Origin of the sequence: Proteiniborus sp. MB09-C3, assembly GCF_030263895.1 — a bacterium.
Classification (GTDB): domain Bacteria; phylum Bacillota; class Clostridia; order Tissierellales; family Proteiniboraceae; genus Proteiniborus.
In genome coordinates this window covers 287,642-310,124 of sequence record NZ_CP127161.1, presented here as the reverse complement: position 1 = coordinate 310,124, position 22,483 = coordinate 287,642, and the positions used below count along the sequence as shown (strand labels likewise).

General features: G+C 33.9%; 20 protein-coding genes, 1 riboswitch and 1 other annotated feature. Of the genes, 18 read left to right on the top strand and 2 right to left on the bottom strand.

All coding sequences use genetic code 11. The features are described from left to right. Nucleotides 1–27: 27 nt before the first annotated feature. The 6 genes from QO263_RS01450 (at nt 28) to QO263_RS01430 (ending at nt 7,277) form a co-directional block, all read left to right on the top strand. On the top strand, nt 28–1,299 hold the full coding sequence (locus QO263_RS01450) for a M14 family metallopeptidase (RefSeq protein WP_285625591.1): 1,272 nt from the start codon (nt 28–30) through the stop codon (nt 1,297–1,299). A gap of 203 nt (nt 1,300–1,502) precedes the next feature. Then, a complete protein-coding gene (locus tag QO263_RS01445; protein WP_352169178.1) occupies nt 1,503–2,702 on the top strand; it encodes an ABC transporter transmembrane domain-containing protein in 1,200 nt (399 codons plus the stop codon). Between the two features lie 34 nt (nt 2,703–2,736). Beyond that, a complete protein-coding gene (locus QO263_RS18920; RefSeq protein ID WP_352169176.1) occupies nt 2,737–3,273 on the top strand; it encodes an ATP-binding cassette domain-containing protein in 537 nt (178 codons plus the stop codon). After that, nucleotides 3,260–4,993, top strand: coding sequence for an ABC transporter ATP-binding protein (locus QO263_RS01440; RefSeq protein ID WP_285625588.1), 1,734 nt, complete (start codon nt 3,260–3,262; stop codon nt 4,991–4,993). Before QO263_RS18920 ends, QO263_RS01440 begins: the two co-directional genes overlap by 14 nt. Nucleotides 4,994–5,117: 124 nt before the next feature. After that, a complete protein-coding gene (locus QO263_RS01435) occupies nt 5,118–6,590 on the top strand; it encodes a DUF1538 domain-containing protein (protein ID WP_285625585.1) in 1,473 nt (490 codons plus the stop codon). Between the two features lie 6 nt (nt 6,591–6,596). Beyond that, a complete protein-coding gene (locus QO263_RS01430) occupies nt 6,597–7,277 on the top strand; it encodes a P-II family nitrogen regulator (RefSeq protein WP_285625583.1) in 681 nt (226 codons plus the stop codon). Between the two features lie 74 nt (nt 7,278–7,351). Here QO263_RS01430 and QO263_RS01425 read toward each other — a convergent pair whose 3' ends face one another. Continuing rightward, entirely contained in the window at nt 7,352–8,365 is a 1,014-nt protein-coding gene (locus QO263_RS01425; RefSeq protein ID WP_285625580.1) for a YeiH family protein, read from the bottom strand. 112 nt (nt 8,366–8,477) lie between these two features. Here QO263_RS01425 and QO263_RS01420 point away from each other — a divergent pair, with 112 nt between their 5' ends. Beyond that, nucleotides 8,478–9,365: a LysR family transcriptional regulator gene (locus tag QO263_RS01420; RefSeq protein WP_285625578.1), complete on the top strand. Its 888-nt coding sequence runs from the start codon at nt 8,478–8,480 to the stop codon at nt 9,363–9,365. A gap of 208 nt (nt 9,366–9,573) precedes the next feature. Here the strand turns inward: QO263_RS01420 and QO263_RS01415 are convergent, their stop codons facing one another. Further along, nucleotides 9,574–10,029, bottom strand: coding sequence for an 8-oxo-dGTP diphosphatase (locus QO263_RS01415; RefSeq protein ID WP_285625575.1), 456 nt, complete (start codon nt 10,027–10,029; stop codon nt 9,574–9,576). 385 nt (nt 10,030–10,414) lie between these two features. Next, a riboswitch (TPP riboswitch) is annotated at nt 10,415–10,525 on the top strand. A 98-nt stretch (nt 10,526–10,623) separates the two neighbouring features. Between QO263_RS01415 and thiW the strand changes: the two genes are divergently transcribed. From thiW to QO263_RS01360, 11 genes are all read left to right on the top strand, one after another. Next, a complete protein-coding gene (thiW, locus tag QO263_RS01410) occupies nt 10,624–11,112 on the top strand; it encodes an energy coupling factor transporter S component ThiW (protein WP_285625572.1) in 489 nt (162 codons plus the stop codon). Between the two features lie 34 nt (nt 11,113–11,146). Continuing rightward, on the top strand, nt 11,147–11,953 hold the full coding sequence (thiD, locus tag QO263_RS01405; protein ID WP_285625570.1) for a bifunctional hydroxymethylpyrimidine kinase/phosphomethylpyrimidine kinase: 807 nt from the start codon (nt 11,147–11,149) through the stop codon (nt 11,951–11,953). Then, nucleotides 11,946–13,184 carry a putative hydroxymethylpyrimidine transporter CytX gene (gene cytX, locus QO263_RS01400; RefSeq protein ID WP_285625568.1) on the top strand — a complete coding sequence of 413 codons (1,239 nt, stop codon included), beginning with the start codon at nt 11,946–11,948 and terminating at the stop codon, nt 13,182–13,184. The genes thiD and cytX overlap by 8 nt, the downstream gene beginning before the upstream one ends. Continuing rightward, entirely contained in the window at nt 13,142–13,954 is an 813-nt protein-coding gene (gene thiM / locus QO263_RS01395; RefSeq protein ID WP_285625565.1) for a hydroxyethylthiazole kinase, read from the top strand. The genes cytX and thiM overlap by 43 nt, the downstream gene beginning before the upstream one ends. Further along, entirely contained in the window at nt 13,944–14,573 is a 630-nt protein-coding gene (gene thiE, locus QO263_RS01390; RefSeq protein ID WP_285625562.1) for a thiamine phosphate synthase, read from the top strand. Before thiM ends, thiE begins: the two co-directional genes overlap by 11 nt. Before the next feature lie 261 nt (nt 14,574–14,834). Beyond that, nucleotides 14,835–15,092, top strand: a binding site (T-box leader). A 154-nt stretch (nt 15,093–15,246) separates the two neighbouring features. Next, on the top strand, nt 15,247–15,720 hold the full coding sequence (gene tnpA, locus QO263_RS01385; protein WP_285621037.1) for an IS200/IS605 family transposase: 474 nt from the start codon (nt 15,247–15,249) through the stop codon (nt 15,718–15,720). Nucleotides 15,721–15,917: 197 nt separating this feature from the next. Next, nucleotides 15,918–17,129: a tyrosine--tRNA ligase gene (gene tyrS / locus QO263_RS01380; protein ID WP_285625560.1), complete on the top strand. Its 1,212-nt coding sequence runs from the start codon at nt 15,918–15,920 to the stop codon at nt 17,127–17,129. Between the two features lie 140 nt (nt 17,130–17,269). Beyond that, nucleotides 17,270–17,878 carry a methyltransferase family protein gene (locus QO263_RS01375; protein WP_285625557.1) on the top strand — a complete coding sequence of 203 codons (609 nt, stop codon included), beginning with the start codon at nt 17,270–17,272 and terminating at the stop codon, nt 17,876–17,878. A gap of 549 nt (nt 17,879–18,427) precedes the next feature. After that, a complete protein-coding gene (locus QO263_RS01370) occupies nt 18,428–20,755 on the top strand; it encodes a xanthine dehydrogenase family protein molybdopterin-binding subunit (RefSeq protein WP_285625555.1) in 2,328 nt (775 codons plus the stop codon). Further along, nucleotides 20,752–21,585, top strand: a complete 834-nt coding sequence (locus tag QO263_RS01365; protein ID WP_285625554.1) for an FAD binding domain-containing protein — start codon at nt 20,752–20,754, stop codon at nt 21,583–21,585. Before QO263_RS01370 ends, QO263_RS01365 begins: the two co-directional genes overlap by 4 nt. Nucleotide 21,586: 1 nt before the next feature. After that, the gene (locus tag QO263_RS01360) at nt 21,587–22,054 is read left to right on the top strand and encodes a (2Fe-2S)-binding protein (protein ID WP_285625552.1); all 468 of its coding nucleotides are present in this window, start codon (nt 21,587–21,589) and stop codon (nt 22,052–22,054) included. Nucleotides 22,055–22,483: the final 429 nt, after the last annotated feature.

Below are 22,483 nucleotides of genomic sequence, written 5' to 3'. Positions count from 1 at the left end.
TTAAAAGTCAAAAAGGGTGGAATGAAAATGGAAACTTTAACTTTAGGCTCAAGAGGTCCGAATGTAAAACTAATTCAAAGTCTTTTAAATAGAATTGGATATAATGCAGGAGCAGTAGATGGCATTTTTGGAGCCTTAACTCAGCAGGCAGTTATTGCATTCCAAAGAAATAGCGGATTAACTCCTGATGGTGTTGTAGGCCCAGCAACATGGAGAGTATTTAATAGACTTCTTTTAGGATATGATACCTACACAATTAGAGCAGGGGATACCCTATATAATATAGCTGCTAGATATTATACAACAGTTAATGCAATACTAACTGCCAACCCTGGCATAAATCCGAATGCTTTGTATATAGGACAGCAGATAATAGTTCCTTTTGGAATAGATATTGTATTTACAGATATTGATTATACTTATGACATAATGGAGAGGCAAATAAGCGGACTAAAAGCAAGATATCCATTTATTGAAACCAGCATTATTGGAAGAAGTGTTATGGGTAAAAATCTATATTGTATAAGACTTGGTACAGGTCCTAATGAGGTTACTTATAATGCATCTCATCATGCAAATGAGTGGATTACCACTCCTTTGCTAATGAAGTTCATAGAGAACTTTTCTAAGGCATATGCAAATAGAGAAAGTATAAGAGGCTATAATACTGGAGTCATATGGGAAAACAGTAGCATATATATCATTCCAATGGTGAATCCAGATGGTGTAGATTTAGTAAACTATTGGCCTAACTATACTAATCCAGCCTATCATCAAGCTGCTCAGCTAAACAATACAGGACTGCCATTACCAAGAGTGTGGAAAGCTAATATTAGAGGTACTGACTTGAACTTAAACTATCCTGCGGAATGGGAAAGAGAGCATGAGCTAGAAATTGAACAGGGAATAACAGGTCCTGCTCCTAGAGACTATGGTGGACCTTATCCATTATCAGAGCCAGAGTCAATTGCAATGGTGAACTTCACTAGACAGCATAACTTTAGGCTAGTAATTGCATATCATACACAGGGGGAAGTAATATTTTATCAATTCGAAAACTTAGCTCCAGCTGAGTCCCGAAGGATTGCCGAGATGTTCTCTAGAGCCAGCGGCTATGCAATATCAGACAATCCAGGAGAGGCATCCTATGCAGGATACAAAGATTGGTTTATCCAGGATTTCAGGAGACCAGGCTTTACAATAGAAGTTGGGCTAGGAATAAATCCAATACCTATTACTCAATTTCCTACAATATACAATCAAAACGAAGAAATATTGCTGCTAGCAGCTATAGTATAAAAATGAGAATTATAAAAGGTGAAACAGTTAAGCTTAAATGTTTCATCTTTTGTTATTTATAATCTGCAAGAAAGTCGTAATTTTCCTCAATATCATAACTTTATTTCTTACTCACCATAGTTGTAGAAATATTTAAACAACTATGCTACAATATTTAGAGAGTCTAAATATTGCTTGATGGAAGGTGTGAGAGAAGAAACAGAATGAAAATGAAGATGAAAGGTAAAGTGATCAATGATTTTTTTAAAAAATATTGGATGCACTATGTAGCTGGAGTAGTTTTCTTAGTGCTAACTACTTATATGCAGACTATTGCACCAAAGCTGCTAGGTATAATTATTGATATACTAAGCATGGAAGATATCAATAAAGAAAAAATACTCTTTTACTTAGGAATGATGATTATTGCTTCTATAGGTGCATTTATTACAAGGTACATATGGAGATATCTAATTATAGGAAATTCCAGAAATCTTGAGTGTTATTTGAGAGAACGATTATTTCAGCATTTTCAAACCCTTCCAGTACAATTCTATCATCAGAGAAAAACAGGAGACTTGATGGCTTATGCTATTAACGACATCTCTGCAGTTAGAATGTCCTTTGGTCCAGGCCTAGCTCATATTGTAAATGGCATTGGAATGTGTACCGTATCCATATTAGCTATGGCACGATCTGTGAATTTTAAATTGACTCTATTATCCCTTTTACCTATTCCTATAATTACTTTGCTTATGATTAAGATTGGAGATTTGGTACGTCAAAGATTTAAGATTGTTCAAGAAAATTTTGCTGCTATATCAGATAGGGTACAAGAGAATATTTCGGGAATTAGAGTAATTAAATCCTATGTTCAAGAGAATGAAGAAGTTCATAGATTTGATGATTTAAATGAGACCATGAGGGAGTCAAATATTAAGATGGTAAGGGTTTCTTCTTTACTTTCTCCTATGATTGAGCTGTGCTTTGGAATAAGCTTTATGATTAGCCTTATTTATGGCAGCAGTATGGTAAAGAATAATGTAATTACATTAGGCGATTTTGTAGCTTTTAACGGCTATCTTACCATGATTATAAAACCTGTATCCTCAATTGGCAGAGTTATTAATATCATTCAAAAAGGAATAGCTTCCTTCAGGAGACTAAACGAGATTTTCCAGGTTCAATCAGATATAACAGATGATTCAGGAGATGTGACTTTAACAGAGATAGGTGGAGATATAGAGATAAATAATTTGACTTTCAACTATCCAGATACGGAAGAGGCAGCCATAAAGAATATTAATATAAAGCTTAATAAAGGAAAGACACTAGGTATTATCGGAAGGACTGGCAGTGGAAAAACTACTTTGGTGAATCTCTTACTAAGGCTTTATAATGTAGAGAGGAAAGATAATCATTGATGGAAGGGATATTAACGACTATCCATTAAAGGTTTTGAGAGAAAATATAGGATATGTTCCACAGGACAATTTCTTATTTTCAGCTACAGTAAAAGAAAATATTCATTTTTTTAGAGACATATATTCAGATGAGGAAATTGAAGAGTCTGCTAAGCTTAGCTGTATTTATGATAATATTATGGATTTTACCCATGGCTTTGATACTAGAGTTGGAGAGAGAGGAACAAATTTATCAGGTGGACAAAAACAAAGAATTTCCATATCTAGAGCTATTATTAAAAATCCTGCTATTCTTATTTTAGATGATGCGCTATCTGCTGTTGATACAAAGACAGAGGAGAAGATTATAGGCCATTTTAAACACATCTTAACTGGAAAGACTGGTATAATCATTGCCCATCGTATTTCTGCCATAAAGCATGCTGATGAAATTATTGTGATGGATCATGGAGAGATTCTGGAGAGAGGTAATCATGAAGAACTTCTACAGAGAGAAGGAATATATTTTGATATATACGAAGAGCAGTTTAAAGAAGAAATGAGAAAGAAGGTAGGCCATGAAGCGTCATAGTGTTTTGAGACTGCTAAGATTAATGATACCACACAGGAAAGCTGTAATACTGGCTGGATTAAGTGTTTTATTAGTAAACTGTGCTGAGCTTATGAAGCCTATTATTCTGAAGATAGTCATTGATGATTTTCTTATTCTTAAGAAGCCGGAGACTGGATTGTATTCTATTAAATCTATGGGAATTTTGTATATGGTGATTATAGTCTTAGGTTCTCTTTTTACATTTGTTCAAATTAATCTTATGAACCATGTTGGTCAACAGATTATCAGCGGATTAAGAAGAAAAGTTTTTAATCATATACAGCATTTGCCCTTATCATATCTAGATAAATATTCAACAGGGAGACTTATAACCAGAGCTACCAATGATGTTGAGGCACTAAATGAAATGTTTACAGATGTATTGATTAATCTTTTTAGAGATGTTTTTTTATTAATAGGAATCGTATTTGCAATGTTTAGTATGCATGTCAGTCTGGCTCTAATCAGTCTTGTTGCTTTACCATTGATTTTTTTAATAACATGCTATTTTAAAAATAGAATAAAAGAAAACTTTCAGTTGATGAAGAGTCTGATTGGACGGATTAATGGATTTTTCGCAGAGAACCTATCAGGTATGAAATTGGTGCAGGTCTTTAATCGTGAGCTGGAAAAGCAAAAGGAATTTAAGGAGCTAAATACTCAATATCATGAATCGACTTTATTTCAGATCAAGATGAATAGCCTATTAAGGCCTATAATAGAGATTTTGCAAACCATGACTATAGCTGTATTGGTGTGGTATGGTATGGGAAAGGTAATGAATCAGACTTTGGAGTTAGGAGTCTTATATGCTTTCACTAACTATATTAAACAGTTTTTTGCTCCAATTAATGACTTAGCAGAGAATTATAATACTGTTCAATCTGCTGTTGTATCAGCGGATCGTATATTTGAACTATTAGATCAGGAGGATATTCTAGAGGATTTAGATTCGGGTTTGCCTATAGATGAGCTTAAGGGAGAAATTGAATTCAAAAATGTATGGTTTGCTTATAGAGAAAAGGAATGGATATTAAAAAACGTCAGCTTTAAAATAGCACCTAGAGAAACGGCAGCTTTTGTAGGAGCGACTGGAGCTGGGAAAACTACGATTATCAACTTAATATCTAGGCTTTACGAAATACAAAAAGGCGAGATATTAATTGATGGGGTAAATATCAAGGATTATAAGCTTAGGGACCTGAGAAGCAATGTGGCAGTAGTTTTACAGGATGTTTTTCTTTTTTCAGGAGACATTAAAAGCAATATTCGTCTTAACTCTAACATATCTGACAAGGAAATTGAGCAGGCATTACAGTTATCCTGTTCAGAGGATTTTATAGAAGAGCTGCCTATGGGAATCAACGAGCCTGTAAGAGAGAGAGGCAGCACTTTTTCAGCAGGACAGCGACAGCTGTTATCCTTTGCACGTGCCATAGCTCACAATCCTTCAATACTCGTATTAGATGAAGCTACTGCAAATATTGACACAAAGACAGAGCTTTTAATTCAACAATCTATTGAGAATGCTTCTAATGATCGTACAACACTGATAATAGCCCACAGACTATCTACAATACGTAATGCAGATAAAATAATAATGTTAAGTAAAGGTAAAATACTTGAAATAGGAAATCATGATGAGCTCATGAAGAGGGGAAGATACTACAAAGAGCTTTACGAGGCACAGTATGCTTAGTGATACAGTAGGATTAATTTCCGCTGTATCTTATAAAAAGCATATTTAGGGTTTACATTGGTTTAACTGTTATAATATAATATTTTATATAGAAAATTAAAGGGAGAAAGGTTGGCGATACCATTTGAATATTTTGACACAGAAAATTAAGGATGTTGTATTTTCTATACTCCCCATCACTATAATCGTTCTAATACTTAATTTCACCATAACACCTATAGGAACAAATTTAATTTTAAGATTTTTAATAGGGGCAATTTTCATAATATTTGGACTTGCCATATTTTTATTTGGTGTTGATTTAGGAATACAGCCAATAGGTACACTCATGGGTTCATCTCTTACGAGAAAGAAGAACTTATGGATTATAATAATATTCGGATTTATCCTTGGATTCCTTATAAATATTGCTGAGCCAGACTTACTTGTACTGGCAAGACAAGTAGACAAGGTAACATCAGGAGTATTATCACAAGCAAGTGTTTTAATTGTAGTTTCTATTGGAGTAGGGGTATTAGTTGCAGTAGGTTTAATGAGAATAGTGTTTAAAATACAATTACATAGGCTTTTAACTCTACTATATGGAATAATATTTTTATTGGTAATATTAGCACCTAGTCAATTTTTAGGTATAGCTTTTGATTCAGGTGGTGCAACAACAGGGTCAATGACAGTACCCTTTATCTTAGCTTTAGGTTTAGGTGTGTCTTCAACACAAGGAGGAAAGGCCTCTGAAGAGGATAGCTTTGGATTAGTTGGCATAGCATCTACTGGTCCAATGATAGCAGTTCTTATGATGAGTCTGCTTTCTGGCATAAAATCATTAACAGGCAGTTTACCATATCATTCTGCTAATACAAAAGGTGTGTTAATTCCATTCTTAAAAGAAATTCCTACAATGTTAATTGAAGTAATGATGGCTATGATACCGTTGCTATTATTGTTTCTCTTATTTCAAGTGTTATTTTTTAAACTATCTAAAAAGCAGTTTATAAAGATTCTAAAAGGTCTAGTATATACCTATGTAGGCTTTGTACTATTTCTTACAGGAGTCAATGCAGGTTTTATGGAGGCAGGAAGTGCTATAGGACATGCAGTTGCAACACTTGGGAACAACTGGCTTATCATATTAATAGGTTTAGTACTTGGATTCACAGTAATATTAGCAGAGCCAGCAGTATATGTATTAAATGAGCAGATTGAAGACGTTACAAGTGGACATATTAAGAAGAAGGTTATTTTATATACATTGTCAATAGGGGTTGCAATTGCTGTAGCTCTTTCTATGGTAAGAATATTGGTACCTAGTCTTAAGCTATGGCACCTTCTAATACCAGGATATTCAATAGCAATAATTTTATCATATTTTACACCGAAGCTATTTGTCGGCATTGCCTTTGACTCAGGAGGAGTGGCCTCAGGGCCTATGACTGCCACATTTATTTTGGCTTTTGCTCAAGGTGTAGCGGAGGCAATAGAAGGAGCAGATGTGCTGATGGATGCTTTTGGAGTAATTGCCATGGTAGCATTAACACCTCTTATTGCCATACAGGTTTTAGGTTTAATATATGAACATAAATCTGCAAAAAGGAGTTGAGATAAATTGGGAGTAGAAATTATTAATATAGTGCCAATCCTGTTTATTGCAGTTGTAGATTTAGGAATGGGTAGCAGGATTTTAAATGAAGCAAAGAAAATTGGAGTTTCAGGAGGAACTATTTTTTTAGGAAGAGGTACAGTTAAAAAACCTATTCTAGAGCTATTAGGGCTTGATGAAGTAAAAAAAGAAATAGTATTTATGATTTCAGATAAGAAGCTTGAAAATAAATTACATGAGGTATTAACTGGAAAATTTCACCTAGATAAACCTAATAAGGGGATTATTTTTTCTTCACCTGTGAATAGGATTGTAGGCGTGAGAAATTATAATGAGTCTGTTGAAGATTCAAGAATAGGAGGTAAGAATGACATGGAACATGAGGTGCTTTTTACTATAGTTGAAAGGGGACTTGGACAAGAGGTTGTAGATGCTGCTACTTCTGCAGGCTCAAGGGGAGCAACTATAATAAATGCAAGGGGTTCAGGTATTCACGAAAACACTATGTTCTTTTCAATGAATATTGAGCCAGAAAAAGAAATAGTTATGATAATAATCGAAAAGGAAAAATCAGATAAAGTAATTAAATCTATAAAGGAAGCTATGCATATAGATGAACCGGGTAAGGGCGTAATGTTTGCAATGGATGTCAGCAAGACATCAGGACTATTAAAGGATAAAAAATAAAACGATGGCTTATTTACAATATGCAGTAGGGACAGTCTCTACTGCATATTGTTATCGCTATTAATTTTAAAAAATTATATTAATCCTATTGCCATCTGTACCAAAAAAGCAACTACAACAACTAATGCAGAAATTATAAATCCATGTATCATTGGAGCAAATCCAGACTTTGCGAGCTTGCTAAAATTTGTTCTTAAACCTATAGCGCCTAATGACATAACCATTAAAAATTTACTTATGCTAGAAATGGATTGACTTAATATTTCAGGAATTATACCTGTGCTTTTAATTGCTACCATTCCAAGGAACATTAAAATGAACCAAGGGAAAATTTTCTTTATATCAACCTTTTCTCTTGAAGATTTTTCTCCAGCCTTTCGTATAAGTCGCTCATTTATATAAGAGAATATGAGAACAATAGGCACAATAGATAAAGTACGTGTTAGCTTAACAATAACAGAAAAATTACCTGCTATATCTGAAAAAGCATAGCCTGCCGCTACAACAGATGAAGTATCATTTACCGCAGTTCCAGTCCATAGGCCATAACCTAAATCAGACATATTAAAATAACGACCCATTATAGGAAAAAGCACTACCATAATCACATCAAATATGAAGGTTGCTGAAATTGCATAGGCAATGTCACTTTCTTCAGCATCAATAACAGGAGCAATAGCTGCAACTGCAGAACCACCACATATACCCGTTCCTGCCGAAATAAGACTAGATAGTTTCCAGTTCATATTGAAAAGCTTTCCTATTAGATATCCTCCACCGAAGGCTGTTATTAGAGTAAACAGCATTACAATTAAAGAAAATTTTCCGACTTCTACTACTTGTCCAAAACTAAGTCCTACTCCCATAAGAACAATCGCAAGACGTAATATCTTTTTTGATGTAAACTCGAAGCCTTTTTCAAAAACCTGATATTTTGAAACTATAGGGTTTAATAGCATACCAATCAATAATGAAAAAACCCCTGCACCTATAAGATGATAGGGAATAAGCTTGCTTATAAAAACTGAAATGTAGGCAAGTAAAGCTGTAAACAGTATTCCAACTGAATATTTTCTTAAAAATTCCACAATATCAACTCCTTAATCTAAAGTCAATATTGATTTTAACATCAACTATCTATAAAATCTAATTATAAATACTTATAAATCTATAAATTATAATTATAGAGGTGGAAATAAAGTGCTAGATATTAGGATGGAGTCATTTTTATCTGTATGGAAAAATAAAAGCTATACAAAGGCCTCAGAGGAGCTTAACTTAACTCAGCCTGCCATAACTCAGCATATTCAGTCGCTAGAAAAATATTATGGGTGTAAATTCTTTGAGTATTCTAATAGACAATTAAGATTTACAAAAGCCGGAGAGCTTCTCTATAGATATGTATTAAATGCAAAAGCTAATGAGCAGATTATAATGCAGAAGCTACAGGAGATTAATAATGAGAAAAAGACATTAAAATTTGCAGCCACTTTAACAATTGGAGAGTTTACTTTGCCGCCAATATTAGGCGAATTTATGAATACTTTTAAAGAATACGACATCACCATGTATGTAGATAATACAAAAACAGTACTTCAAATGCTACAGAATGGCGAGATTTACTTTGCCTTAGTAGAAGGCTTATTTAAAAAATCAGACTATGAAACTAAGCTATATAAAATTGCACCCTTTATATTGACAGCCCCTATTGGTCACCCATTGATGAGTAAGAAAGAGGTTGTGTTAGATGACCTTAAGGATGAAACCATCATCATTCGTGAATCTGGCTCTGGTTCCCGTGAAGTTTTAGAAAGGGGATTATATGATAAAAACCATACTCTTAAAGACTTCAAAAACATTATTGAAATAGGAAATGTTAATGTTATAAAGAAAATGGTTAAGGATGGGATTGGACTTAGCTTTATGTATAAAGATGCAGTTAGTGAGGAAATCAAAAGAAAAGAAATAGCAGAGATTAAAATAGCAGATTTTATTATAGAAAGAGAATTTAACTTTATTTATTTGAAAAACGATATAATGCAGTCAGACTATGATACTTTCTTTTCTTTTTTTAGGAATAGAGCATAAGGAGGCAAGGGGACGTCAGACAGTGTGTAAACTGTCACCCTGACCGAAGTGAATGGGTCTCTAATAGCTTCAAATACAGATTCTTCACTGCATTTAGAATGACAAAAACGTATAGAATGTGAATTTTCACACAGCCTGACATTTCACTTGTCTTGCCCTTTCCTTTCATTTCCTTGTGATACTTAACACCCTTATATTTATTGAAAAACTAAAGTAGTTTTAATCCCCAAGTATTACTTTCTTTATAATAATAAGCTTCACTAAGCTTATCTTCTTCAAAAACTTTTACCATGTTTTCGAAATCATGTGCTAAAGTATACTTATTAAGCTCTTCACGCTGAATCCAAAAAACCTTGCCTTCATCAGAGTCTCGTAGTTCACCAGAAAACTTATTTGTTTTGAAAAACAGCACGACATAACGCTCATCATCTTCAGTCTGAAATTGCTTTATCCCACAAAGCTGTGGATGTTTAATCGTCAATCCTGTTTCTTCATAGACCTCACGTATAGCTGATTCTACAAATGACTCTCCATATTCAACATGTCCACCTGGAAAGCAGATACCTGGCCAGCTAGGGTCTATGCGATCTTGAACTAATATTCTATTTTCATCATCATATACCATGCATAGGGTTGTAAATATTGCTAATTCGCTTCTTTTCAATTCTTTGTCCTCCTAAATTCTATTGAGATAAATACCTCATACTTAAGCAAATAATTATTTAACGGAGATATTCATTTTTTCTCATAATACATGTAAAAAAACAGATATGTGGAGAAATCTTTTTATCACACTAGTTTATTATACAATAGCAAATATTACTTGAAAAGAAACTTAAATATTGAGCAGAAGATTAGGCGAGAACAGTAAGATGGTTACATTTTTTTGTCTTTTAAATATGGGCAGGGCGACTGAAAAGCAGTATTTGTTTTACAAGATTAGATTTCTTTTTAATAGATTTGATAAAAAACTAGAGGAAAGCTGTTAATTTTTCTATATTGAATAATTATAATACATGTGATAAGATTGTCTTGAAATTAAATATAAGATTAAGTACTAGGGGGGCTGGAGAGACCAGCTGAGATTAAGACTCGATAAAGTCTTTGACCCTTAACCTGATCTGGATAATGCCAGCGTAGGGAAGTTATATTTGTCATGCTATATATTTAAGCATAAATCCTTATTTTGGGATTTATGCTTTTTTTATTCATCTCAAACATCCTCTAGTACGTAGATTTTTTGAAGGGAGGGATGTTCATGTCAACTAAAAAGCTTACACTATGTGCTTTCCTTATAGCAATTGGAACATTAGCAGGTCACATATTTTATATTCCTGTAGGCGTTTCAAAGTGTTTTCCAATACAGCATACCATCAATATACTATCTGCTGTAATACTAGGGCCTTGGTATGCAGCTGCTAATGCATTTGCTACTTCTCTGCTTAGAAACATACTTGGAACAGGCTCTTTATTAGCTTTTCCAGGCAGTATGATAGGTGCATTTTTAGCTGGATTTCTGTATAGGAAGACTGGAAAGCATATAATGGCTTCCTTAGGAGAAGTATTAGGAACTGGAATTTTAGGCGGACTAGTTGCATATCCAGTTGCCAAGCTGATTATGGGTAAAGATGTAGCAGTATTTTTCTTTGTATTGCCATTTATGGTCAGTACTATTGGAGGCACCATAATTGGAAATGGACTACTAAAGATATTGGTTTCAAGTAAATTAATTAGCATAACAGATTGAGTTGTTAAAAAACAATAAATGGGAGTGTTTATATATGAAAAATGTATTGACTATAGCTGGTTCAGATAGCAGTGGTGGAGCTGGAATACAGGCAGATTTAAAAACTTTTTCTGCGCATGGTGTTTTTGGCATGAGTGTAATTACTGCTATTACAGCTCAAAATACACAAGGTGTTTTTGGAGTACAGGATATTTCTGTAGATATGATAGAAAAGCAGATTGATGCAATATTTGACGATATAGAAGTTCATGCTTTAAAGATAGGTATGGTTTCACAAATAGAAACTATAAAAGCAATATCAGGTAAGCTAAAGCAGTACTCTCCTAAAAATATAGTAGTAGATCCTGTTATGATATCAAAAAGTGGGTATGATTTGCTTGCACCGGAGGCAAAGGAAACTCTTATAAAAGAGCTTTTACCTTTAGCTACGATAGCTACACCAAATATTCCTGAGGCTCAGGTTATATCTGGGGTGACCATAAATAGCTTGGAGCAAATGGAAGCGGCGGCAATAAAGATACATTCGCTAGGAGTGAAGAATGTACTTATAAAGGGCGGTCATATGGAAGACGCTGCAACAGATGTATTGTATGATGGCAGCAAATTTATATATTTTAAATCAGAAAGAATAAATACTAAAAATACTCATGGTACTGGATGTACTTTATCATCAGCTATTGCTTCTAATCTTGCTAAAGGTCTTACAATAGAAGAGTCAGTTGCTAATGCTAAGGATTATATAACTACTGCAATAAAGCATTCTTTATCTCTAGGAAAGGGTGTTGGACCTACGAATCATTTTTATACACTATACAAAAAGGCGGGTGTAATAAGTGAGTAGCTCAGAAAACAATAATTTTTCTCTAATTAGTTTTTTTATGCTTTGGTTTGGTGCTTCAATATCTATAGCTGAGATTCTAACTGGCGGATTATTAGCGCCAATTGGATTTAAAAATGGATTAATTGCAATTCTAGCTGGACATCTGATTGGTACAACTATTCTAATATTAGGGGGGATAATAGGTGCAGAAGAAAAGCTTCCATCTATAATGTCTACTAGAATATCATTTGGATTATATGGTTCCTACCTATTTTCTATACTAAATGTATTGCAGCTTATAGGATGGACTGCGGTAATGATAATATCAGGTGCGAGATCAGTAAACCAGATAACCAAAATACTATGGTCATTTGACAATATGACTGTTTGGAGTCTAGTAATAGGCGGGCTTATATGCTTATGGATAGTAATAGGCAGTAAAGGGTGGAAAAAGCTTAATCTCTTTGCTGTATCCTTCTTATTTGTATTAACAGTAGTATTAAGTACTACTATATTTAAAAACAACGAATTATTTACTAAAATTCCTGCTGGGGATATAACATTTGGAACTGCAATGGAGCTAAGTGTAATCATGCCTCTTTCTTGGTTACCACTAATTGCCGACTATACAAGACATGCAAAGAAAAAGAAAGATGGGATAATAGGAAGCTTTGCAGGATATTTCATAGGCAGCTGCTGGATGTATGCTATAGGCCTTGGGGCTGCAATAGTAGCTGAAAATCCAGATCCAAGCGCCATGATGCTTGCTGCTAATTTAGGGATAGTTGCTCTAGGCATAGTAGTATTGTCTACGGTAACAACCACATTTTTAGATGCTTATTCTGCAGGAGTTACATTTTTAAATATTTTGCAGAAGCTTGATGAGAGGAAGATAGCAACCATAATGGGGATTATAGGAACCTTAATTGCAATAGTATTTCCAATTGAGCAATATGAAAACTTTCTATATGCAATAGGCTCCGTATTTGCTCCCCTATTTTCTATTCTCCTAACTGATTATTTCATTATAAAGAAGAACAGAAAGCTACAGGAAAATCTTCTTGTCAATTGGGGAGCAGCTATAGTGTGGATAGTTGGTATCATACTATATTATCAATTTATTAAAATTGACTTCATAATGGGAGCCACAGTTCCTGTTATGGTAATAACATCAATAATATACTGCTTAAGCTGGAGGATGATGCAAGGATGGAAATATTACAAGAAGCCGCAAGATTGCTGCCAAAAATAAGAAAAGTAAAACCGTTAATTCATCATATTACTAATTTTGTCACTATAAATGATTGTGCAAATATAACTCTTGCCATAGGTGGCTCGCCTATTATGGCATATGATGAAACAGAGGTAGAGGAGGTTGTATCAATGTCATCCTCATTGGTATTGAATATAGGTACATTGAGTCTTGATATGGTAAGAACCATGATATTAGCAGGGAAAAAGGCAAATGAACTGAATATACCCGTTATTCTCGATCCTGTAGGGGTTGGAGCAACTAGATTAAGGAGTAAGGCTGTAGAAGATATATTATCTAATGTAAAAGTTACCGTAATCAAGGGCAATATGTCTGAAATAAAAATTGTTTCTGGATTAGAGGTGGAAATAAGAGGAGTGGACTCTATAGCAGATAACAAAGAAAGTGGAAAAACTGCAAAAGAGTTAGCCTCAAAATTAGGCTGTATAGTTGCTATAACAGGGAAACAGGATGTTTTATCAGATGGAAACAATGTTTTTTATGTAAAGAATGGACATGAAATGTTATCAAAAGTGACTGGAACTGGCTGTATGACATCCTCTTTAATAGCTTCATATTGTGGTATTACGAGTGACTATCTGACAGCTGCTTTAGGAGGAGTAGTATCTATGGGCATTGCAGGTGAAACAGCCTTTAATTCATTGAAGGACAATGGAGGACTAGGAAGCTTTAAAGTAAATTTATTTGATAATATTTATAACTTAAATTCAGATATCATAATGAAAGCAGGTGAGATTAGTGTACAATAAATCAAAGGTTAATTATGCCTTATATTTAGTTACTGATAGAAATATTCTAGGCGATAAAGATTTATGTGAGAGCATAGAACAAGCTATTCAAGGTGGAGTAGGTTTAGTTCAGCTAAGGGAGAAAAATGCTAAAACTAAAGAGTTTTATAGCATTGCTTTAAAGGTAAAGGAAGTAACAGACAAATACAGTATTCCACTTATAATCAATGATAGGCTGGATATAGCCTTGGCCATAGATGCAGATGGTCTTCATATAGGGGCAGATGACATTCCGGTAAAGATTGCTAGAAATTTGCTGGGACCTGATAAAATATTAGGTGTATCTACATCAAATATTGATGAAGCCATTGAAGCACAAAGCCAGGGGGCTGATTATCTTGGAGTAGGGGCAATATTTTCTACAAAGACAAAAAAAGATGCCGAAAGCGTAAGCCTTGACGAGCTGAAACTTATTAAATCCTCTGTTCAAATACCAGTAGTAGGTATTGGTGGAATCAATGAATTAAATGCTAAGGAAGTAATGAGTACAGGTGTTGACGGTATTTCTGTTATATCAGCTATATTAGGGAAAAAAGATGTTTATTCTGCAGCTAAAGACCTTTACAATATAATATCCTAATTTATTTTGGCTTTCTATCTTGACTAAAAATTAATTAAAAAATTAGCTTTTCCATCAAACAGCTTTTGAGATTCTTGTAATCTATTTGCTTTTTGTGCCATAAAATTCACTTTTATATTTTATGGCATATATTTTTCTGATTTTCAAAAATACATTAAATTATCATTCTATTGACTTGTAATATGTTATTGGGTATAATACTACTAATCTAATATCTGCATAACAAAGATTTGTGATATTTCACATTTCGGAGTATAAGAAATAATAGCTGTGATAAGAATTAGTAGCAATCAGGATGCCAAACAGAAAGCTACCGGGTGATGAGAGGTGCATGGATAGTGATTGTGAATACATCTTTGAGCTTTGCACCGAACAGTTTTACTTAGTAGGCTGCAACGGAAGTCAGCACTCGTTATCGTGCTAGGGTATCTCATATGTGATGATGTACTCAATAAGGTAAGTAATGTGAATTGCTTACGAATTTAAGGTGGTAACACGAGATGACATCTCGTCCTTTTGGAAACAAGAGGACGGGATTTTTTTTGTATCATGAAAACCCCTGGTTCTACCAGGGGTTCCAAAAAGCTTTAGCTATGAGTAGATTTTAAAAACCTCCTTTGTTAAAATTAATTCAGGTTCGCCAACCGAATTAAGAACAAAGGAGGTATCCGAAATGGATAAAAATAGTTTAGCACATACTAAATGGAATTGCAAATATCACATAGTATTTGCACCAAAATATAGAAGACAAGTGATATATGGAAAAATTAAAAATGATATAGGAAAAATTTTAAGGAAGTTGTGTGAACAAAAAGGAGTGGAAATATTAGAAGCGACGGCTTGTACTGATCATATACATATGGTGGTAGCTATACCGCCTAAATATAGTGTGTCAAGTATAATGGGATATTTAAAGGGGAAAAGTTCGCTAATGATATTTGATAGACATGCGAATCTAAAATATAAGTATGGAAATAGACACTTTTGGTGCAGAGGATATTATGTAGACACAGTAGGACGTAATGAAAAAGCGATTAGAGAATATGTAAAAAATCAACTACAAGAAGATATAGCAAATGATCAAATAAGTCTACTAGAATATGTAGACCCGTTTACGGGTGAGCAAGTAAAGAAAGGCAAAAAGTAATGGATTAGCTGCTTTAGCAGCAGCCTGAGAAATAAAGCAGTTGGCGAACCATTCAATGAGCCTTAAGGCTCAAGCGAGTAACATGCCCTTATAGGGCTGAACAAACTACCCGCTGAGCGGGTAGTTTTGATTATTGTCAGCTTTTTTCTTATAGACCTTACAAATATTAAAAATAATATTTCAAGGAGATGTTAAGTATGTTAATGCCAGAAGAACAGATGCGAATTATATTAAAAGGAGTGCATACTCTTGTAAACGAAGAAGAGCTGCTTTTAAAACTCAAAAAATCTTTTGAGAAAAATGAACCCTTAACGATTAAGCTAGGGCTTGATCCATCAGCACCAGATATTCATCTAGGCCATGCGGTCGTACTGCGCAAAATCAAACAAATGCAGGATTTAGGACATCGTGCCGTAATAGTCATCGGCGATTTTACCGGAAAAATTGGTGATCCCACTGGAAAATCTAAAGGCAGAGTTGCGCTGACTGATGAACAAGTAAAGGAAAATGCAAAAACCTATTGTGAGCAGATATTTAAAGTACTTGATAAAGATAAAACAGAAGTACGATTTAATAGTGAGTGGCTTTCTAAGCTTAACTTTGAAGATGTTATTAGGCTTGCTGCTACTACTACTGTAGCTAGGATTTTGGAACGTGACGATTTTCAAAAAAGATATGAAAACCAAGTTCCCATAGGAATTCATGAATTTTTCTATCCATTGATGCAGGCATATGATTCTATCGAGCTTAAAGCAGATATTGAATTAGGAGGAACCGATCAAACCTTTAACATCCTAATGGGAAGAACTCTTCAAAAGACTTTCAATCATGAGCAGCAAATTGCTATATTTATGCCTATTCTTGAGGGCTTAGACGGTGTAGAAAAGATGAGCAAAAGTCTTGGAAATTATATTGGTGTCAGCGAGACTGCTGAGGTGATGTTTAAAAAGGTAATGGAGGTACCTGATAAGCTTATAATTAAATACTTTGAACTTGCTACAGATGAACATCCTAATGAAATTGAGAAAATCAATGCAGAACTCAATGGAGGCACAAATCCTAGAGATGTTAAATACCGTCTAGCTAAAATTATAACGTCACTTTACCATTCACCAAATGATGTAGAAAAGGCAATTGAATATTATGATGTGGCCTTTGGGAAGAAAGCTATTCCAGAGGACATTCCAGAGCTTTTACTTGGAGGAGATAAAGAAACTGTTGCAGATATAATTCCGCAGCTAATACAAATGAAATTAATAAAAAGTAAAAGTGAATTCATTCGGTTGATAGATCAAGAGGGCGTTCAGTTGAATGGTGAGAAGCTGACATCAGATGATATGGAGAAAATTATTATTTCTAGCGATGTCATGAGAATTGGGAAAAAACGTTTTGTAAAACTTGTAAAATAGCATTAAAGTTAATTTACAATGTGTTCCCAATAGCTGGATTCCAAATTTTCTAGCAAGTTTTTCTTGATTATTTTAAATATATAAGGTATCATTATGCATGAATGATTGTTCATATGATCATGTAAACTAGGAGGGGCAATATGCATACAACTGATATCATTTCTTTGGTATTATTAATTATTTTTGGTGCTGGATATATTATAAAATTGGTATTATTAAAGAAAAATGACAAAATTAATGCTAGTGTATTAGCAAAAGGGAATAAGGATTTTTCAATTTATAGTACAGAAATGTTTGTTAGAATATCAAGTTCATTATGGCTGCTGATCTGGATATCTGAAATCATATTTCATACTCAAATATCTTCTATTGTTGGTTTTCTATTCATTAATACCTACTCGACATACATAGGTATAATTATAACAGCTTTAGGGGTGGGTATATTTATTTTGGCAACAATTTTTATGAAAAACTCTTGGAGAGTAGGTATAGATAAAAACACAAAGACATCTCTTGTAACTGGTGGTATCTATAAATTCAGTAGAAACCCTGCTTTTGTAGGCTTTGACTTGATGTTTATCGGTCTATTTGCTACTTATCCTAATATTCTTACATTATCTGTATTGATTGTTAATATATTTGCTTTTCATTTATTAATACTGCAAGAGGAAAAGCACCTATTTTCTATGTTTGGTAATGAGTATGAGGTATATAAAAGAAGAGTGCCAAGATATCTGCTGATATTTTAGAATCTGAGCTTTGAACTATATAGGGTATGGGGATAAGAAAGCTTGAGACAGGTGACATGTCATGTTTATTAGAAAGTAAAGGGTTTGTGGGCTGCTATTGTTATAAAAATCATTAATATTCTTGGTGAAAGATAACTATGAACAGTAAAATAAGAGGGGAATGCCTTTCACTGCTTAACTGAAAATAAAATAAGCTCGTATACTAGAAAAGCTTTTTCTGATTTAGATATCAGGAAGAGCTTTTCTATTTTTGAAAGCCTTTATTTTAGTACTTTTTATTGATCGCTTTACAGCTTTCTAAGAACTCTTAGGATTCTATATCATAATAAAATGTAATTTGAATTATAGGTATTAGAGGTGAAATTAAGCTTTTATCCATGTCTAACGAATTATTGATAAGTACATATATATTTAGAGAAGGGAGTTAAAAAAATTAGACTTATAAACCAAATACTGCTATCTTACATATTATTTGGCGCTTTGGGAAATATAGTAAATAATTAATTGCAGTATGACTACAATTCATAGGATAAAAAGGAGGAAATAGTTATGACAATATTAGGGAAAAGCATTCTAAAAAAAGAGGCTTGGGACAAAGTAAATGGCTCGGCAAAGTACAATGTTGATGAAGTCGTAAAGAATGTATTGCATGCAAAGATGCTGACTAGTATATATGCTCATGCTAAAATCATATCCATTGATACGTCTAAGGCATTAAGAGAACCTGGTGTAAAATCAATAATAACTGGCAATGATTTTGATATATTATTTGGAACTATTATAAATGATAGACCTCCTATAGCAAAAGACAAGGTGAGATATTATGGAGAACCAGTGGCAGTAGTAGTAGCCGATAGTGAACAAACAGCACAACATGCCGCAAGTATGATAGAAATTGAATATGAACCACTTCCTGTAGTTAATTCTGTCAGTGAAGCTATTAAAGAAGATGCTCCTTTGATACATGAATATTTAATGAACTATACTCGTGAGTTACCCTATGTGTACCCCCAAGCCAATACAAACATATATGATATTGTGAAAATCAGAAAAGGGGATATGAATAGAGGATGGTCAGAAAGCGAGGTAATTGTCGAAGGTAATTTCACAATACCTCAGGCAGATCATGCTGCAATGGAGGTAAGAAATGTAAGGTCTGAAATATTGAATGACGGTACAGTCCTAATAAGTACATCTACACAGGCTCCTTTTTCAGTAAAAGAATATATTAGCAAGCATTTTAAATTAGATGAAGGAAAAATTATTGTACATACACCTCTTGTTGGGGGAGCCTTTGGGGGCAAAGCAGCAGTACAGCTAGAGCTAATAGCATATTTAGCTTCGAGATCAGTTGGCGGAAGACCTGTAAAGATTGCAAATAGCCGTGAAGATGATATTTCTTCTTCGCCCTGTAAGATGGGATTAGAGGCAAGGATTAAGATTGGTGCGGATAGCAGCGGGAAAATAAAGGCTGCTGAAATGGTTTTTATAGTCGATGGAGGAGCTTATTCTGACATTTCACCACGTTTGGCAAAAGCTATTGCTGTAGATTGTTCAGGACCTTATAATATAGAAAATTTATCTTGTGATTCAAAAAGTGTATATACAAATCATGTCTATGCAACTTCATTTAGAGGATTTAGTCATGCAAGTCATGCATTTTGTATAGAAAGAATGATGGATAAACTAGCTTTAAAGCTAGGCATCGATCCTTTAGAATTAAGGCTAAGGAATGCTATTTTTGAGGAAGACCATTCCCCTACGCAGGTAAAGATTACAAAAAATAATACAGGTAATCTTGCTTTATGTATAGAAAAGCTTAAACAATTAATTAATTGGGATGAGGGCATAAAAATTGATTTGGATAATGGAAAAGTAAGGACAAAAGGTATTAGTTGCTTTTGGAAAACATCCAACTCTCCTACTGATGCTTCCTCAGGAGTTTTTCTTAGCTTCAATTATGACGGAAGTATAAACCTAAATTGTGGAGTAGTTGAAATAGGACCAGGCACAAAGACAACTTTAGCTCAAATTCTTGCAGAAAAAATGAAGATGGATGTTGATAAGATTAATGTCGTTATGAATGTAAATACTCAATCAAGCCCTAAACATTGGAAAACAGTGGCGAGTATGAGTACGTATATGGCAGGCAAAGCGACCTTAAGAGCTGCTGAGGACCTAATAGGGCAGCTTAAAAGTGTTGCAGCCATGGTGCTTAGATGCACACCAGAGGATTTAGAAGTAGAAAATATGCGTGTGTTTTTAAAGCAAGACCCTACAATATTTATAGCCTTTAAAGATATAGTTAATGGATATCAATACCAAAATGGCAATTCAATTGAAGGTCAGATACTAGGTAGAGGAAGCTTTATCATGAGTCGTCTTACTCATCTTGATCCAGAAACAGGAGAGGGCAAGGCAGGTCCATCATGGGCATTGGGAGCACAGGCAGTTGAGCTTGAATTTGACAAGGCGGATTATACATATAGGTTAATTAAAGCAGCGACTGTCATAGATGCAGGTAGAGTTCTTAATCCATTGGCTGCTAAAGGACTCATAATGGGTGGTATGAATATGGGTTTAGGGCTTGGAAGCAGGGAGGAATTTTTGTATGGGATAGATGGAACAATTCTGACTACAAGCTTTAGAACATATAAGCTAATGAGGTACGGAGAAAACCCCGAATACTTAGTTGATTTTGTTGAAACTCCTGATATATCTGCTCCATATGGAGCAAGAGGAATTGCAGAGCACGGTATTATCGGGATCCCTGGAGCATTGGGAAATGCCATAGCTTTAGCAGCTGAGATAGATGTTGACCAAATTCCAATTACACCGGAGTATATTTGGAAGAAGAAACAAGGAGGTAATAGATGATACCTTTTAAATTTGAATATTATAAGCCAGAAACATTAGAAGAAGCCTTTGATTTATTTAATGACCTTAGCCTTCAAGGTAAAGTTCCGGTTTATTATGGTGGCGGAACAGAAATCATCACCATGGCGAGAGCAAACAATATACATATGGGGGCTGTTATAGATGTAAAAGGGATTACTGAATGCTGTAATATAGAAGTTAGAGATAATAGACTAGAGATAGGTTCAGCAGTGACACTTAGCCAGATAACAGAATCGAAGCTTTTTCCATTGCTAGGTCAGACTTCAGCTAGAATAGCAGATCATACTGTTCAGTGTAAGCTAACAATAGGTGGAAACCTATGTGGAACTATAATTTACCGTGAAACATCACTACCCTTGTTGCTCTGTGATAGCACAGCAGTAGTCTTTGGTAGAAATGGCAAACGAGAAGTTCCCTTTAATCAAATATTTAATGAAAAGCTTGTGCTAGAGCCAGGCGAAATTTTAGCATGTATTATAGTAGATAGCGAATATTGCTCACTACCTTATATTCATGTAAAAAAAACAAAAAATGAAAAAATAGCATATCCATTATTAACAGTTGCTGCAATTAAAAAGGATAATCAAATTAGAGTAGCTTTCAGTGGACTATGCAGATTTCCATTTAGATCACTAGAAATTGAAAGCTATATAAATGACAATACTCTAAATAATAAGGAAAAAATAAGTAAGATAATTGGAAGCTTGTCAGATAGTATACTTAGTGATATAGAAGGTTCATCAAATTATAGAAAATTTGTACTTGAAAAGACTCTTAAGAATACCATAAAAATGCTAGAGAAGGTGTAATATGATAAAGATATTAGACACAAGTATTATTGAACTTGATGTAAATGATGAAAAAAGAAAGGTTGTTGTAGATCCTTCAGACACATTGCTATATACATTAAGAAATGAATTGAATCTTACTGGGACAAAACCCGGATGCGAGAATGGAGATTGTGGAGCTTGTACAGTTATTGTAGATGGATGGCCAATGAAATCTTGTCTTGTACTTACTGTTGAAATGATTGGACATAAAATAACAACTATAGAAGGTTTAAAAAATGCACCCATTCAAAGAGCATTTGTAGAAAAGTGGGGGTTTCAATGCGGATTTTGCACCTCTGGTTTTTTAATGGTATGTCATTCTTTGGCCCATATTCATCCAAATGCAGATGAATATCTCACAGAGGAATGGCTTCAGTCAAATCTCTGTAGATGCACTAGTTACCAGGAAATAAAAGAAGCAGTTAAATCAATATTAAATGCTGATTAAATAAAGCAATTGATAAAGATATATTCTAAAATTTAGCATTACTGGAGAATGTTAATGAAGGAATTAAGTTGATGATCATTGGTTTTAGACAATAATATATAGAGATCAATATTAGAGTGATACTTTGAGGTCATAAAATGTTGTATAAGGTAAAGAAGTCCTATTGATTTAATACATAGATATATAAATTCAATAGGATTTTTTATTGTTACTATTCACAGCTACTCTGAATTAATAAAAATACTGTTTATATAATCCTGCTTTTATTCAATATTGTATTAGCTATATCAATATGTATTATATAATAATAGATGTTATTTTAAAAGAATGCAAAGAGTGAAATTGAAGAAAATAGATGGGTATATGATTAGAGATTAAATTTATGTCCATTTTCAAGTATAGAGAATCCTAATTTATTTATTTTGACTA